17 protein-coding genes are annotated in these 16,026 nt (G+C 40.4%); 12 read left to right on the forward strand and 5 right to left on the reverse strand.

The window, feature by feature from the left end; translation table 11 throughout:
- Positions 1–159: 159 nt before the first annotated feature.
- The 5 genes from hutU (BK584_RS16745) to BK584_RS16765 all read left to right on the forward strand — a co-directional run bounded on the left by hutU (BK584_RS16745) (position 160) and on the right by BK584_RS16765 (position 7,795).
- Positions 160–1,827, forward strand: coding sequence for a urocanate hydratase (hutU, locus tag BK584_RS16745; protein ID WP_078393632.1), 1,668 nt, complete (start codon positions 160–162; stop codon positions 1,825–1,827).
- Positions 1,828–1,898: 71 nt separating this feature from the next.
- Positions 1,899–3,545, forward strand: coding sequence for a urocanate hydratase (hutU, locus tag BK584_RS16750; RefSeq protein ID WP_078393633.1), 1,647 nt, complete (start codon positions 1,899–1,901; stop codon positions 3,543–3,545).
- A gap of 50 nt (positions 3,546–3,595) precedes the next feature.
- Complete coding sequence (locus BK584_RS16755; protein WP_078393634.1) at positions 3,596–5,185, forward strand: helix-turn-helix domain-containing protein; 1,590 nt, start codon at positions 3,596–3,598, stop codon at positions 5,183–5,185.
- Between the two features lie 12 nt (positions 5,186–5,197).
- Entirely contained in the window at positions 5,198–6,454 is a 1,257-nt protein-coding gene (locus BK584_RS16760; RefSeq protein WP_078393635.1) for a M20 family metallo-hydrolase, read from the forward strand.
- Between the two features lie 15 nt (positions 6,455–6,469).
- Positions 6,470–7,795: an amidohydrolase family protein gene (locus tag BK584_RS16765; protein WP_078393636.1), complete on the forward strand. Its 1,326-nt coding sequence runs from the start codon at positions 6,470–6,472 to the stop codon at positions 7,793–7,795.
- A gap of 825 nt (positions 7,796–8,620) precedes the next feature.
- Here BK584_RS16765 and BK584_RS16770 read toward each other — a convergent pair.
- The 5 genes from BK584_RS16770 to BK584_RS16790 all read right to left on the reverse strand — a co-directional run bounded on the left by BK584_RS16770 (position 8,621) and on the right by BK584_RS16790 (position 12,375).
- A complete protein-coding gene (locus BK584_RS16770; protein ID WP_078393637.1) occupies positions 8,621–9,181 on the reverse strand; it encodes a DUF2179 domain-containing protein in 561 nt (186 codons plus the stop codon).
- A 185-nt stretch (positions 9,182–9,366) separates the two neighbouring features.
- Positions 9,367–9,747 carry a hypothetical protein gene (locus tag BK584_RS16775; protein WP_139365688.1) on the reverse strand — a complete coding sequence of 127 codons (381 nt, stop codon included), beginning with the start codon at positions 9,745–9,747 and terminating at the stop codon, positions 9,367–9,369.
- A 230-nt stretch (positions 9,748–9,977) separates the two neighbouring features.
- A complete protein-coding gene (locus BK584_RS16780) occupies positions 9,978–10,565 on the reverse strand; it encodes a hypothetical protein (protein WP_078393638.1) in 588 nt (195 codons plus the stop codon).
- Positions 10,566–10,664: 99 nt separating this feature from the next.
- Positions 10,665–11,225, reverse strand: a complete 561-nt coding sequence (locus tag BK584_RS16785) for a DUF2179 domain-containing protein (protein ID WP_078393639.1) — start codon at positions 11,223–11,225, stop codon at positions 10,665–10,667.
- Positions 11,226–11,526: 301 nt separating this feature from the next.
- A complete protein-coding gene (locus BK584_RS16790) occupies positions 11,527–12,375 on the reverse strand; it encodes an aldo/keto reductase (protein WP_078393640.1) in 849 nt (282 codons plus the stop codon).
- Positions 12,376–12,601: 226 nt separating this feature from the next.
- Here BK584_RS16790 and BK584_RS16795 point away from each other — a divergent pair, with 226 nt between their 5' ends.
- From BK584_RS16795 to BK584_RS16825, 7 genes are all read left to right on the forward strand, one after another.
- The gene (locus BK584_RS16795) at positions 12,602–13,078 is read left to right on the forward strand and encodes a DUF2975 domain-containing protein (RefSeq protein WP_078393641.1); all 477 of its coding nucleotides are present in this window, start codon (positions 12,602–12,604) and stop codon (positions 13,076–13,078) included.
- Positions 13,079–13,088: 10 nt separating this feature from the next.
- Entirely contained in the window at positions 13,089–13,304 is a 216-nt protein-coding gene (locus BK584_RS16800) for a helix-turn-helix domain-containing protein (RefSeq protein WP_078393642.1), read from the forward strand.
- Entirely contained in the window at positions 13,304–13,837 is a 534-nt protein-coding gene (locus BK584_RS16805; protein ID WP_078393643.1) for a hypothetical protein, read from the forward strand. Before BK584_RS16800 ends, BK584_RS16805 begins: the two co-directional genes overlap by 1 nt.
- A gap of 7 nt (positions 13,838–13,844) precedes the next feature.
- Entirely contained in the window at positions 13,845–14,312 is a 468-nt protein-coding gene (locus tag BK584_RS16810) for an NUDIX hydrolase (protein ID WP_078393644.1), read from the forward strand.
- 42 nt (positions 14,313–14,354) lie between these two features.
- A complete protein-coding gene (locus tag BK584_RS16815; protein WP_139365689.1) occupies positions 14,355–14,909 on the forward strand; it encodes a hypothetical protein in 555 nt (184 codons plus the stop codon).
- Positions 14,910–15,025: 116 nt separating this feature from the next.
- A complete protein-coding gene (locus BK584_RS16820) occupies positions 15,026–15,382 on the forward strand; it encodes an SMI1/KNR4 family protein (RefSeq protein ID WP_078393646.1) in 357 nt (118 codons plus the stop codon).
- Positions 15,383–15,396: 14 nt separating this feature from the next.
- The gene (locus BK584_RS16825; protein ID WP_078393647.1) at positions 15,397–15,876 is read left to right on the forward strand and encodes a hypothetical protein; all 480 of its coding nucleotides are present in this window, start codon (positions 15,397–15,399) and stop codon (positions 15,874–15,876) included.
- Positions 15,877–16,026 lie beyond the last annotated feature (150 nt).

Consider the following 16,026-nt stretch of genomic DNA (forward strand, 5'->3'; position numbering starts at 1 on the left):
TAAATTGAGTTTTTCAAAAAGCGATCTGGTGCATATCTGATTGAACGAATCGATTGGAATCAGTGTTTTCTTAAAATTTATGAAGACCAAACGCGCAAAAGATTGTCATTGTTTAAGCAATGCTAAGATCGATAAAACATGTCCAGGAGGGATAAGGTTATGACGAATCAATTAAATCAGCGTGTTATTCGAGCGGAACGTGGTAAAGATCTTACATGTAAAGGATGGGAACAGGAAGCTGCCTTACGTATGTTAATGAATAATCTTGACCCGGAAGTGGCGGAGAATCCTGATGAGCTTGTTGTTTATGGTGGAATTGGAAAAGCCGTACGGAATTGGGAGTGCTTTGATGCGATTGTGGCATCGCTGAAAGATTTAGAGAATGATGAAACGTTACTTGTGCAATCTGGCAAGCCTGTGGGTATTTTTCGTACTCAAGAAGCAGCGCCTCGCGTTCTAATTGCTAATTCAAATCTTGTACCTGCTTGGGCGAATTGGAAACACTTTTATGAGCTTGAAGACAAAGGCTTAATGATGTACGGACAGATGACAGCGGGGAGCTGGATTTATATTGGTGCTCAAGGAATTTTACAAGGAACTTACTTAAGCTTCATTGAAGCTGCAAAAAAGGCGTTCGGACGACCAGATTTAACGGGTAAATTTATTCTGACTGGCGGCATGGGTGGAATGAGCGGTGCCCAACCATTAGCAGGTAAAATGGCAAAAGGCGTTATTCTTGTTGTTGAAGTTGAAAAAAGCAGGATCGAACGAAAGATTAAAGAAGGATATTGCGATTATTTAGCCGAGGATCTAGACGAAGCGCTCAAGATGGTTGAAGAGTTCACAAAGCAAGGCACTCCAGCATCGATTGGTCTTGTTGGCAATTGTGCCGATGTACTGCCGGAACTTGTACAGCGCGGAATCACGCCAGATATCGTAACCGATCAAACAAGTGCCCATGATCCAGTGAATGGGTATGTGCCGAATGGAATGAGCTTAGATGAGGCATACGCCCTTAGAAAATCAGATGTAAAGTCTTACGAACAAAAAGCCATTGCGGCAATGGGTGCCCATGTTCAAGCGATGCTGGATCTTCAGAAAGCAGGGGCGGAAACGTTTGATTATGGCAATAATATTCGCGCTTATGCCAAACAAGCTGGTGTACAAAACGCATTTGATTTTCCTGGATTTGTTCCGGCGTACATCCGTCCACTTTTTTGCGAAGGAAAAGGGCCTTTTCGCTGGGCAGCTTTATCTGGTAACCCAGAAGATATTTATAAAACAGATCAAGTGGCGATGGAAATGTTTAAAGAAGATGAAGCGCTTGTTAATTGGATTGAAATGGCACAGAAGATGGTTAAATGGCAAGGTCTTCCGGCGAGAATTTGTTGGCTTGGATATGGTGATCGGGACCGATTTGCTTTGAAAATTAATGAAATGGTTGCAACTGGTGAACTGGAAGCACCGATTGTTTTTGGACGTGATCACCTTGATTGTGGCTCGGTCGCATCACCAAACCGTGAAACTGAATCTATGAAAGACGGTAGTGATGCAGTTGCCGATTGGCCAATTCTTAATGCCCTTGTTAATACAGCAGGTGGTGCAAGTTGGGTTAGTGTTCATCAAGGAGGTGGCGTTGGCATGGGGTACTCATTGCATGCAGGACAAGTCATTGTTGCGGATGGCAGTGAAGCAGCGAAAGAACGAATTGAACGTGTGCTCGTGTCAGATCCAGGGATGGGCATTGTGCGCCATGCAGATGCTGGTTACAGCAAAGCGATAAAAGTGGCTCAAGAAAAAAATGTCCATATTCCGATGCAGGAATAATGAAAAGAGAGGGACCACTTGGCTCCTCTCTTTCATCGATTTTTATTAGGTGTTGCAAGGAGTTGGATAAGATGGATGTGCAAGCATTGCGTTCTCCTATAGGAACGGAGAAAACGTGTAAGACTTGGGAAATTGAAGCGTTAAAGCGACTGTTATTAAACTGCTTAGACCCCCATTTAGCACAGGATAGTGAACAGATGATTGTGTATGGAGGAACGGGAAAAGCAGTGAGGAATAAATCTGCGTTTCAAGCAATCATAAAGGAATTGGAAACATTAGCTGGTGATGAGACACTACTTATTCAATCAGGTAAGCCAGTTGGTAAGTTTCGTACCTTTGCTAGTTTCCCACGTATTGTTGCATCTAGTTCTATGCTCGTCCCAACAGCCGCCAACTGGGAGACGTTTAATGAATTGGAATTAAAGGGGTTGACAAGTTATGGTCAATCAACAGCTGCTGCTTGGGCTTATATTGGTGTGCAAGGTATTTTGCAAACGACGTTTGAGACGATGGGAGAAATCGCAGAGCGGCATTTTTGTGGAAAGTTAAATGGGCGGATTGTCTTAACGTCCGGGCTGGGCGCAATGGGAGCAGCCCAGCCATTATCTGTCACAATGCATGGCGGTGTAGCAGTTGTTGTCGAAGCGGACAAACAAAAAATAACAAAATCAATTTTAAATAATTACTGCGATGTTGTCGCGGAGTCTCTTTGTGAAGCAATTGATTTAGCGGAGGAAGCGGCGAAGAAAGAACAGCCTTTGTCAATCGCTTTGCATGGTCATGCAGGTGATGTTTACATGGAGTGCGTGAAGAGAGTGTGGATTCCTGATATCGTTACGGATCAGACCGCCGCTCATGACTTATTAAATGGCTACATCCCATCAGGGTTAAGTATCAAACAAGCGAATCATATTCGAACTAAAAAACCAAAGGACTATTTATCTCTTGCTGGTGTTTCTGTGGTGGCACAAGTGCGGGCAATGAGGTTATTGCAGCAAGCTGGCGGTGTTGTCTTTGAATATGGAAATAACTTACGCTGGCAAGCCGAACAATATGGAAGCAAAGATGCTAGACTCTTACCTGGCTTTACTGCGGAATACATTCGACCGCTTTATAGTGAAGGGAGAGGACCTTGTCGTTGGATTGCTTTATCAGGCAATCCGGAAGATATTTATAAAATTGATGAATACATTCTTAGCTACTTTCAAGCAGATAAACGTGTATGTCGCTGGATCGAGTGTGTTCAAGAAAGCATCCACTTTAATGGATTACCGGCAAGAGCATGTTGGTTAAATTATGAGGAACGTGCTTTGCTTGCTGAAGCTGTTAATCAAATGGTCGCAGTAGGTGTTTTGGAAGCACCAATCGCTTTCACAAGAGATCATTCTGAAGGTAGTTCGATGGCTGCACCAACACGAGAAACAGAAGCAATGAAAGATGGTAGTGGCGCTGTTGCCGATTGGCCGATTTTAAATGCGCTACTGAATGCAAGTAGTGGGGCTTCAATGGTTAGTGTTCAACATGGTGGGGGTGTTGGCATTGGTCATTCCATTCATTCGGGGATGACTGCTGTGGCAGATGGAACATTCTCTGCTTCAAAACGACTGGAACATGTCATGAACGCAGACGCGGGTTTAAATGTTATTCGTCACGCCGATGCAGGGTATGAGAGTGCGAAGCGGTCAGTTAGGGCGTTTGGTCTAAAAAAGCCACTTTAAGAGAAAGAGTAAGGGGTTGCGTCGTCACACTATATGAGGAGGAGACATTTATGAAGCTACTTTTCCTTTCAGACGATTCGAATAATGAAGAACTTGTACAACCGTTGTGTTTAGTTGCTAACCAACTTCAAGCAACGCTTGATTGTTTACCTATTGCAAAGGATAAGCAATCTTGCGGGGGAATTGAGTGTTATGATGCAGTATTTGTTGATATTGATATGGATTCAGTTCATGTGAGTTCAAGTCGCAACTTCATTACGCGTATAAATAAAGACTATCCAGCCATTTGTTTAATTGTTATGCAAAATGAGTTTCGGGCAAGTGAGGTAAGGGCATGGTTTAAAGCAGGTGTCTTTGACGTCCTTGAAAAACCACTTGATGAAACTATTCTTTATGAATTAATGAATGAAATCAGTAGTCAGCAAAGAGATAAAGCGATTGTTAGACAACCAGGGAAAGCAAAAGCAGAGTGGATGAAGCGTGGCTTCGTTTATGACCTCATTTTTGGTGCAACGAAGCACGCCAAAGAAATCTGGGATCGCAGTAAACAATGTGGATTATCGAATACACCAACGACTGTTTTGATTGCGTCGATTGATCGATATAAAACATTGATTAAACAAAAGAGTCCAAAGTGGGCTCAATCATTACAGAGCGAATGTACAAAGGCAATCCAAGTTGGTTTAAATGAACAAGGTTTGACGGGAATTCAAGCTATTGTTGATAAAGATAAATTGGCTATCCTTTTGCCATGTCAGTACGAAGATGATATAAAACATATCGCTCGTTTGCTTCAATATGGAATACAGCAACGAACAGGATATACGGTCACAGTGGGGATCGGTAATCACTATGAAGACCCACGTAATTTATATGCATCGTATAAGGAAGCATGGCAAGCTCAAGCCAATAAGTTTTATGTTGGCAAAAACAAAGTTATTCATTACACGGACATAGACAATTTATACGAAAAACCAACGCTAGTGCCGTATGAGAAGCTAGATGTGGTTTCACAGTTGCTAAGGCGTGGTGAACTTGATCAAGGAAAGTCTGAACTGCAACAAATACGTGCATTCTTATTTACTAATTGCAGGATCGAACAAGATGTACTTCATTTGCAAGTAACCGATATTTTAAATTCCTTGCTACGAGCTGCATTAAATAATGGGTGTCATCCTGATATGATGCAAACGGTATACAGCAAGTTTATGGATCAACTAAAAGAAACAGCTGATATCTATGATATTGAGAAGTGGTTTGTAGAAATGATCGAGAACATCTTATTTAATATTCACCGCTTTAATAATGAGAAAATGCTGCGCCCAATTCAACAAGCCGTTCAGTATATTGAAGATACGTATAATCAACCAATTAGTTTAGAAGAAGTAGCAGATCATGTGAGATTGAGCGCGAATTATTTTAGCAATACATTTAAGAAAACAATGGGGCTCCCGTTTGTGAAGTACCTTGCAAAAATTCGTGTAGAAAGAGCAAAGCCATTATTACATGATTTAGATTACACGGTTTATCAAGTTGCTAGTGAAGTTGGGTATACTGATTCTCGTTATTTTAGTCGTGTTTTTAAGTCATTTGAAGGTAAAACGCCGAGTGAGTACCGCAATGCTCGGTTAGTAAAGTAAGGAGGCAAAACAATGGAAAAGGTAAAGCTACATATTAATAGGGAGCGGTTGAAACAATCAATTGCAACACTTGGAGCGATTGGTATGAATGCCCAAGGCGGACTTGATCGAACCACGTTTACAGAGGTTGAGCTAAAGGCCAGAGAATGGTTAAAAGCAGAGCTTGAAAATCTAGGTCTGAATGTACATGTAGACGAGGCTGCTAATATTTGGGGCAAGCGGCCAGGAGAAAAAGCGTTACAAAGCATTGTGTTTGGCTCTCATATTGACACTGTGCCAAATGGAGGAAAATATGATGGTGCTCTAGGCGTATTAATTGCAGTCGAAATTATGAAAGTTCTTCAAGAAAAAGGCGTAAAAACACAGCATCCATTCGAATTGATTTCATTTAGTGCTGAAGAGCCTAATCCGTTTGGATTATCGACTTTTGGAAGTAGGGCGATCTCTGGTAAGTTAACAGGTAGTGACTTACTTGGTGTACAAGATCATGAGGGAACACTTATTACAGATGCGTTAACTGCAGCAGGTGGTAATCCAGACCAGTTCCAGTTATGTGTGAGAGGGAAGGATGAGTTTGCTGCTTATGTGGAAGTCCATATTGAACAAGGGAAACGTTTATTAAATGCAAACATTCCTGTAGGTATCGTGACCGCAATTACTGGTATTTACCGTGAAGAAGTGCAGATAAAAGGAGTTGCAAACCATGCTGGGACAACATTAATGGAAGATCGGATGGATGCTCTTGTAGCAGCGGCGAGCTTAATTGGCGCTCTCGAAGACATTTGTGCCTCGTATCCAGCAAAAGAACTTGTGGGCACAATCGGGAAAATTGATGCTTATCCTAATTCGGCAAATATCATCCCTGGTGAAGTTATACTTGCTGTTGAAATTAGAGGTGAAACACAGGAACAAATTGCAGCTGCAAGGCAACTATGGGACAAACAAAAAGCCACCGTCGTTCAGAAACGAGGCGTAACGCTCGAGGCGACGACTAAACTTAACCAAGCACCAGCGCAAATGAGTGAAACAGTAATGGAAGCTTGCGAACAAGGAACGAGGCAACTTGGTCTTACCTCCATGAGACTAGGTAGCATGGCGGGGCATGATGCTGCTCATATGGCTTCATTAACAAAATCAGGGATGATCTTTGTACCTAGCCTTGAGGGGAAAAGCCATTGTCCGGAAGAAGAAAGTCGGATAAGTGATATCGAAAAAGTCGCAAATGTTTTATTACAAACGCTATTAACATTGGATGAACAAGAAGGATAAAGAGAGGGGTACGAAATGACGCGTTTATATAAAGCTGGTCAGGTTTATACAAATGGACAATTTGTTAAGGAACAAGGGATTGTTGTGGAAAATGGACAGATAAAAGAAGTGGGTCCAACAAAAGCGCTCCAAGAAAAGTATAGTGGTGTAGAAGAGATTGATTGGCAAAATAAAGCGATTGTGCCAGGCACAATTAACGCCCATAATCACTCGTTTCAAAGCTTACTTCGAGGAATCGCAGTTGATAGACCTTTTTTGGAATGGCGTGATAAAGCTTTATACAAATACACACCATTACTCGATGAAGAAGCGATTTATACTGGTGCGTTATTTGCTTTTGGTGAGATGCTAAAGTATGGAGCAACGACGGTCAGCGACTTTTTCTATGTGCATAATAACGGGACGAAAACGGATGAAGCAGTTATTCAAGCCGCAAATGACCTTGGTATTCGCCTCGTTATGGCTCGAACGATGTACGATTGGGATGGTGCGCCAAATAGCTACCGAGAATCGGTTGAAGAGGCAACAAAAAGGACAAGAGATTTAGCTATTAAGTATCAAGGAAATAAGATGGTCGATATTCATCCAGCACCCCATAGCCCTCATGCAGCATCACCTGAAATGATCCAAGCGGGTCATCGTCTTGCAAAAGAACTTGGCACGCCGTTCCATATTCATGTGTCAGAGGAAATGTTTGAGGTTGATGAAATTCTTGCTAAATATGGAAAACGCCCAGTTCATTATCTTGATTCATTAGGTGTGGTTGATGAAAGTATGATTGCCATTCATCTTGTGTGGCTCGACCAATCGGAAATTAAGCTTCTTGGAGAAAAAAGGGCGGCGCTCGCATATTGTCCATCAAGCAATATGTTTTTATCAGACGGTATATCAAATATTCCAGACCTTGTAAACGCAGGGGTCCGCGTAACTCTAGGAAGTGATGGAGCTTGCAGCAACAACCGTATTAGTGTTTTTGAAGAGATGCGAATGTGTTCATTGCTTCAAAAAGTTTCAAAGCTAGACGGGACTTGCATTACCGCCAATCAAGTGTTTGATATGGGCACGAAGGTGGGAGCGGAGTTGTTGCAGTTAAATACTGGTGATTTAAGTGCAGGGAAGGAAGCTGACTTTGTCTCCCTTGATCTTGATGACTTGTCACTATCGCCTAAGCAGGAACTGTTTGCAAACGTCGTTTACTCGATGCAACCTAATGCAATAAAAGATGTTGTAGTAAATGGAAAAATGGCTGTTGCGTCAGGATCATTGAAGACCGTGTCAGAGAAATCGATTGTGAGCAAAGTTGATGCTTTGATTGAGAAATGGCATGCAACAAAGGTATAGTTCAAGGCAAGGGCCAGCGACCGTGAGTCGTTTTTATGGAAGTGAGGAAGTGAATGAAAAAGAGTCCCACTGGTAGCCAGTAGGACCCTTCTAATCAAAACTCATCGTTTTCTGCTAGGTCTTGATCGTTAATACGACCATCAGCTTGAGTTAACTGTTTGTTTACTCCCGTTTCATCATCGTAAGAGAGAAATCAAATAGTGATATGGTCTCTACTTGCCGTTTAGGAGAGGCTGATTTAGGTAAGGGGAGCGCTCCAAGTTGGATATGCCAGCGCAAAATAATTTGAGCAATAGTCTTATTTTGGCGTTTAGCAATCGTTGCAACGGTTTTGTCATTAAGCAGGGGGTTCGCTCTGCCAATTGAACTCCATGATTGCGTTACAATTCTATGCTCGTGATCCCATGCACGGTGAAATTTTTGCGAAAAGTAAGGGTGTAGTTCTACTTGGTTTACACTAGGTGTAACGCTAGATTCAGTTATTAACGTTCCATAGTTGCAAAGGTTAGCTGATCAATTTAATTTATCCTATTCGAATTTTAGTCATTTTGCCAATAAGAAAACGGGCGAAAATTTCGTTGCGTATTTAGAGAGATTACGGATTGATCATGCGAAGAAACTTCTCATTTGAAACGAACCGTCCAATCAAAGAGATTGCAACAAAAGTTAATTATGGAAACGCAAATAGTTTCACGAGGTCATTAAAAAAGAGTATGAGCGAAACGCCTGGAGAGTATTGGAAGAATAAAAAGAAACGTTAAAAAATAATGAATGCCGTACAAATAAAATTGGAACTAAACAAAGAGAGGGAAACCCCTCTCTTTTTTAAGGTTTCTTTTCCTTTGCTTTCCGTTTTAAGAATTTCTCCCGTTGCTTCCTCATGCCTTTTACAACATAGCCACCTTTAAAACTCCGTGGCTCAAAGGAAACAACAAAGGCGTTTGGTTCATATTTACCGATTATTTCCATAAACTCATTTTCACGATCTCTGCGGGCGGTGCAGTCGAGTCGGTAGCGGAGGGAGTCAATGCCTTCTACCGCAACTACGGAAACACTGAATCCTACTTCCCGTAAGCGATTAATTAGCGTCTTGTTGTTTTCCAATGTGTTGACTTGTAAGGATACGTAACCAATGGCCAAACGTTCTTCAATGAGTGCACCAAGGTACATTCCAGCGCCAAAACCGATTGCGTAAGCGGCCATGCTCCAGTAGTTGCTTAAGTCACTAAATACGATTCCAAGAGCGACTACATGAACGCCGCCTTCTAACGTTGCAAATAGTGCCGACTTTTCTTTCTCACCTTTTACCATCATAAGTGTGCGTAACACAACTAAGGGGACATATAAAAGCTGTGCGCCTAGTATAATTAATGGTTGTATAAGCATCAAATTTCACCCTCTCCACTTAAAGATTAAATGCAAAGTTTAACAGGTTTTTATAAGATTGGAAGAGGAAAAGGGAAATTCAACAAACTTGATAACCAAAATGAATAATAAGTACATTATGAAGGTAAATAAAAAACCCAATGCATGTGCATTGGGTAATAAAACGAGGCAGTCAAATAGACTGTTCAAAAAGTGCGAAAAACGTTAAAGTTAGCACCTAAAGCAAAAGCAATAGTCAAAGCAATTGCCCAAAGCGTTATCGCTATAATTTGCCATAAAGTTACGTACTGTCTACTAGCACCAGCAGCAAGAGCAATTGCTGCACCAATATGATAGCCGATAAGCGGACCAGCTAGTGATACGCCTGGAACACCATACTTTCTAAAGAAATTCTGTGCTCGACGCCAGCGTCCACCTTCTTTCCGCTCCTTATTTCCTCCTCTTACTTTATCAATAATCCATATAAATCCAAGTACAGAGATAAGGTTCCCAACAATCGCAATTATGCCAACTGGAATAAGTGGAAAGCCTAGCATATGATTCGAAAAAAGGAACCATGGAAACAATAAAAACACCAAGATATTGATAAATAGTATCTGCTTCAGCAATACTCTGAAAAAAACTTTGCATTGTTTATTCTCCTTTATACATGTTTACAATGGATAGTATATTTCTACCTTCATTGTAGAAGGAATGTAAGGGTTTGGCATTACATATCCAATGAAAAGAGGGAGGCAGGAGGTGAATGGAGCAATGCAATTTGTGAATGAAGAAAGCCTTGCCGAAATTGGCAAGGTTAAAAGTCGGTTGGCCGCTTCTTCATCGTAAATAAAGCAAGGGAAATAAACAAAAATGACCAAACAATAATATAATGAAAGGGGGAGAGAAAGGCATCTACGGGTCGCGTGGGAATTAAGGATAATCCTTCATAAAGAAGGTAGTTAAGGAGTATTTGGATGAAAAAAGTCTCTCCTTGGTTCGACAAAACTTGATTGATTATTTCCAGGGCAATAAAAACAATGACAACTGGTGTCGCCCATAAGTTCACTTCAATTGTATTTCTTGAATACATACTCACAATTGTGCCAATTGAAAGCATAATCAAAAGCGCAGGAATAATAAAAACGCATACTAAGAAGGATGTGAAAAGACCAAACCCACTGGCAATGCCTGTTATAAAAGATATGCCTAACGTTACGATTGTCGTTAAGCTGGCTTTCGCGATTACGAGATGAGAAAGAGAAACACCTTGTTGTTTTAAAATACTCCAAGTATTTTGCTCCTTTTCTTCTACAAGCAAATTTCCTTGCATATGAAGAGGCATTAATAACCATGTAAAGGTAATAATCAGAACCCATGGACATTCGTGGTGACTCCCTCTCATTTTAAATCATCTATTAGCATACCTTTTTTAGAATAAATGTGTAAATATTCTCTTTATATTATACCTAAAAAAGATGCACACAAGAAGAATGCATCTTTTTTAAGTATAGGTTTCGTTCCGTTCCTTTTTTAATAACCATTTGCCTCTTTGTTTTTTGCGTTTAACAATATAGCCTCCTTTGAAATTTCGCGGCTCAAAGGAAACTACAAATGCTTCTGAATCATAGGCATTAACAATGCGAATAAACTCGTGTTCCCTATCCCTCCTTGCGGTACAAGCTAGTTGATAACGTAAAGAGTGAATACCCTCAACCGGTGTAGCACATACGCTGAAGCCAGATTTCCGCAGTTCTTCTAGAAGTGGCTTATGTTGAATTGACGTATTCACTTGAATGGAGACGTAGCCAATTGCCAATTTTTCTTCCACAATCGCACCAATGTACATGCCTAATCCAAAGCCAATCGCATAAGCTGCCATATTCCAATAATTAGATAAATCACTGAAGACGATTCCAAGTGCTACAACATGAACGCCCCCTTCAAACGTAGCGAATAGAGCTGATTTTTCTTTTTCGCCTTTTACCATCATAAGAGTGCGCAAGACAACTAATGGGACGTAGAGAAGTTGGGCTCCTAAAATAAGTAGTGGTTGCATAAGCATTGAGTCACTCCATTTACATAAAATTAAGCTTCCTTATAGTTCCCAATCAATGGGATTTTATGTGGGTAATGGAATGTTAAGAAAAACGAGAACCACAAAAGGTTCTCGTTTCTCTTACTAGCGCTAGTAAGTCATCATAAATTAATAAGAGGGGGAAGTGGTTTGTTATGCGTTGTAGCTATTTAAATACGGTAACCCCCCCTCCCCAACTAATATTGTTATTACCCCAATACCTTTCTGTTTCCGATTACAACTAAAAGTAAAAAAACCTTGCTTGTTAAGAAGCAAGGGGAAGATGACGTTAGAATTCTTCATATTCTGCTGGATTCTGATTATCAATACGTCCATCTGGTTTAGTGAGCTGATTGATTTTTGTCATATCATCATCACTTAAGGAAAAATCATAGACGGATAAATTTTCAAGTTGTCTTTCAGAGTTTGATGATCTGACGAGGGGGAGAGTACCTAGTTGCAACTGCCAGCGCATAATGATTTGTGGAACTGATTTACCGTATGTTTCAGCAATCGAAGCGAGGCTGTGATCAGAAAAGACGCTATCAGAACGGGCGCGGCCAAACGGACTCCATGCTTCGGTAACAATACCGAGTTTAGTATTATAAGCTAGTTGGTCTTCTTGGGAGAAATAGGGGTGTAGTTCAATCTGGTTTATGCTTGGTGTGACCCCTGTTTCATTAATAATACGGTCTAGGTGTTCCGGCAAAAAGTTGCTGACGCCGATGGAACGGACGAGACCCCATTTTTGTGCTTCAATTAGCGCTTGCCATGCTTCAACAAATAGGTCTTGCTTAGGGTTTGGCCAATGAATGAGATAAACGTCATAATAGTCAAGTCTGGCACGCATCAATGATTCTTGAATCGTCTCGATTGCTTTCCCATATGCATGGTGGCGACCTGGTAGCTTCGAAGTAATTCGCAGCTGCTCTCGCGGAACCGAGCTACGACGGACAGCAGTACCAACGGCTCCTTCATTTTCATAATTAAAAGCGGAGTCAATCAATCGATAACCAACGTCAATGGCGCTTGAAATTGTATTTGAGCCTTTGTTTCCTTTGAGTTGCGCTGTACCAAAACCAATCTCAGGAATTGTTGTCCCATCATTTAATATTCTACTTGGAACATGATGTGTCAAATTGAATCACTCCTCTCAACTTGTTTTATAGTCTAGCATTTCCTTAGGTGGCAGTCTATTTAAATGCATAGAAAATTCGGTTAAATGAATAAGTTTAGTTACCTTGCTTAATTCAGATAATCCATTTTATATTTAAGGGTTTTTGAAATACATTAATTTTTTATTGATAAACGATATATAGTTATCGTATAATTACTTTAGAGAATAAAAGTGGTGAGGTGTTAGTATGAAAGATGGGACGGTTCTTTTTTTAAAAGGGGTTACGGTATTTATAGGTATTGTTGTTGCAATATGTTGCATTTGGTCTTTGCCGAATCTTGCGAGAGAAGCTGCGGAATTAAATCCAGAATTCGCGCATTTGCGCATTCCCGTTTTGGCAGGTATTTATATGACAGCTGTGCCTTTTTACTTTGCGCTTTATCAAGCATTTCACTTATTGATGCTTATTGAGAAAGAATATGCTTTTTCAGAATGGGCGGTCAAAACGCTTGGAAATATTAAAGTGTGTGCGGGGGCAATTATTGGACTCTATGCACTAGGCATGGCAGGGTTGTTTACTTTAAATGCACTTCATCCAGGTATTGCTCTAATCGGTGGAGGGATTATGTTTACGACGTTAGTCATTTTCTTCTTTGCAGCAGTTCTACAAGGGTTATTATCGAGTGCTTTGAAAATAAAATCAGAGAATGATTTAACGGTTTGAGGTGGAGAAGATGGCAATAATTATTCGACTAGATGTCATGCTAGCAAAACGGAAAATGAGTATGACAGAGCTCTCAGAAAAGGTCGGAGTGACGATGGCAAACTTATCAATCTTAAAAAACGGAAAAGCGAAAGCCGTTCGATTCTCGACGCTTGAGGCGATTTGTAATGTACTAGACTGTCAGCCTGGTGATTTGCTGGAATATGACCGGAAAGATGTAAAGTAATGCGCTTTTCCATTACAGGTATCGTCTTTGTTGGCCTCATTTGTTTACTCATTTTGTTATTGTTTGCCTCCCCGCTTATGAATCGTTTGGAAGGCAATAAGATCATTAAACACTTACAAGAAGCACGATGGTTTCAGAACCCATGGTTTGCAGGAATTTTCCTTTTTAGCATGAATCTACTTCTGTTTGCCTTCACAAGTCTCCTTTTGTACTTACCTGCTTATTTTGCAGTGCCAACAAGTCCTTTGTTTATTATGGCGGCCGCAGTGATTGCAAGTTTGCTTTTATGGGCGTTTGCCAATCAGGGGTTTCAAGGCACGAAAAGTGAACGATTAAAAATGAGTTTAATGGGAAGCAGTTTTTATTTCCTTTTAACGATAGGGTTCGTTATATGGCTCCATAAAACGCCACTTGCCATTCAGGAAGATGATTTATTTATGCGTGATATTGGTTTAATGTTTGGCATATTGGTGTCTTTCGTTGCATTTCTAACAAGTTTATTTGTAACGACATTACAGAGAAAGAAGGGATGAGCTGATCATGTATGTGCAAGAGGATGTGCCTATAAGGTGTACTGGAATAGCAGTTGTGCTGATTAAACAAGTGGCTAGTCAATACAAAGTATTGCTGTTGAAGAGAGCGTCCTCAACGTTAAAAGGACTGTGGTGTTATATTGGCGGTGGGATAGAAAGCGGTGAGACGGCGGTAGAAGCGACATGGCGTGAAGTGAGAGAAGAGACGGGTATTACGGATTTGACCCTATACACGACCAATACATTTGATCAGTTTTATAACCCTAAAAGCAACTTGATCTACGTTGCTCCTGTCTTTGTCGGCTATGTAAGCGAACAGACAGAGGTACAACTAAACGATGAACATAGTGATTTTGAATGGCTTTTAATAGACGAAGCAGTGGTGAAAGTAACCTTACCCGGAAACGAAGAGGTTCTTCGTTATATAGAAAGGCATTTTATTAAGAAAGTACCACTTGAATGGTTAAAGGTATGAGTAGAACTGATGCAGCAAATAAAGAAGAGGGATTGTTAACGGATGTTACTAGTAGTGGTCTTGTTGTTTATCTGCATTTTGCTCTATATACTCTTCATAATAAATTACTTCCTTGGTGACCATTCTAAGAAGTCTAAAGTGGTCATTCTTACCATTCCATTGGCTATTGTGCTCGGCTTTTTAGTCTGGCAATTTTCTGTATCCAATCATTATTTTATTCGTTCTTCGGACTTATCAAAGGAAACCGTTGTAGGTATGCAGTTAGACGAACTGACAACTGTTAAACAATTAAACCAAGTGGGTGAGTACGAAAGGAATATTCAACCAGATGGATTCATGTATGATTATGGTGATTTAATGATAAAAACAGATACAAGTCACCGAATCACGTCGTTTTCTACGAATTGGGGATTAAATGAGTTAGAAGAAGGAGATTCGCTTAATAAGGTAAAAGCGATTTATGGAGACCATTACTATACATATAAGGAAATGGGTTTAGGAAAGGCTTATGTATTTGTGGATCGTGAGCTTGATTGGGTACTGACGGTGTGGACGCAAGAAGCAAAGGTGCGCTATGTATGGATATCAACAATGTAAACACCCAAGAGACTGTATTCGTTTTGAAAACAGGTTTTTCAAAAATGGGTTGATTGAAAAAGGAGGACCCACATGGTTAAACTTTGGTCAGATGAAAAGGGTAATTTCATCCTTAGATCACAAACGAAGATGTAAAAGCAGCAGAGAATCGTTTGAAAGTAAAGTTTCCACCTACTTACGCTCATATGGTTCTCGAACAAAATGGTGGAATGATTGTCCGCAATGCGTTTCCTGCTCCCAACCATCCTAACTTTACAGAACCATTTGTTGAAGTAGATTACATTTATGGTATTGGGTCAAACACGGGTCTTTTTGATAGTGCTTATTTTCAACAGGAATGGGTTTTACCAGAGGGATTGTTGTTGTTCAATGGTGATGGTCATACATGGCTTGCGTTTGATTATCGAAAGGTGTCCGTTAACCCACCGATCGTGTATGTCGATAATTATGAGGACGTAAAAATAAAAAACTAGCAAATGATTTTGATTTGTTTATTGATCAGTTGTATACAGAAGAAACTGTTGACGAAGAAGTCGATTTTTATGATAAAGAGTGGACGAAGGATGAGTTTGAAGCGTTAATGTCTCAACAGAATACGGAAGAACTAATGCAGGCAATCCTCTTTTTTGCCCAGTCCGATGTTGATGTAAAATGGTTTGGTGAGAAGCTTTTACAATTAAGTTACGATTCACAGGCAATCGTTAGGAGAGAGGTTGCTGAATGTATATGGAGCAACATGACCCATCAGTTTACGGAGGAACAAAATCAAGCATTTATCGAGACATTTAAAAAGGATCAAGATCCTGATGTGCGAATGTATGTAGAGCTATTCGAAGAGAAATTAACGTACTCCTATGAAATGTTACAGGAAGAAATTAAGCAAAATATAGGTGGAGTCTATCTTACTTTTTATTTAGATGGATATATTATCATCTTTATCATGAAGAGAAATGGTGTCTTGAATTAGATGAAGATATTCAAACGTTTGATACGTCTACTGATTTGTTAGAGAAAGCGACGATTAAAGAGCTCTCCTTAAAAGAAGTGTGGCCTCAAGTGAAAATCGTATAACCATCGTTGCACTATGAAGAGTAGTGATGAGAGCGACTTAGCGCAA

The organism is Shouchella patagoniensis, from assembly GCF_002019705.1.
GTDB lineage: Bacteria > Bacillota > Bacilli > Bacillales > Bacillaceae_D > Shouchella > Shouchella patagoniensis.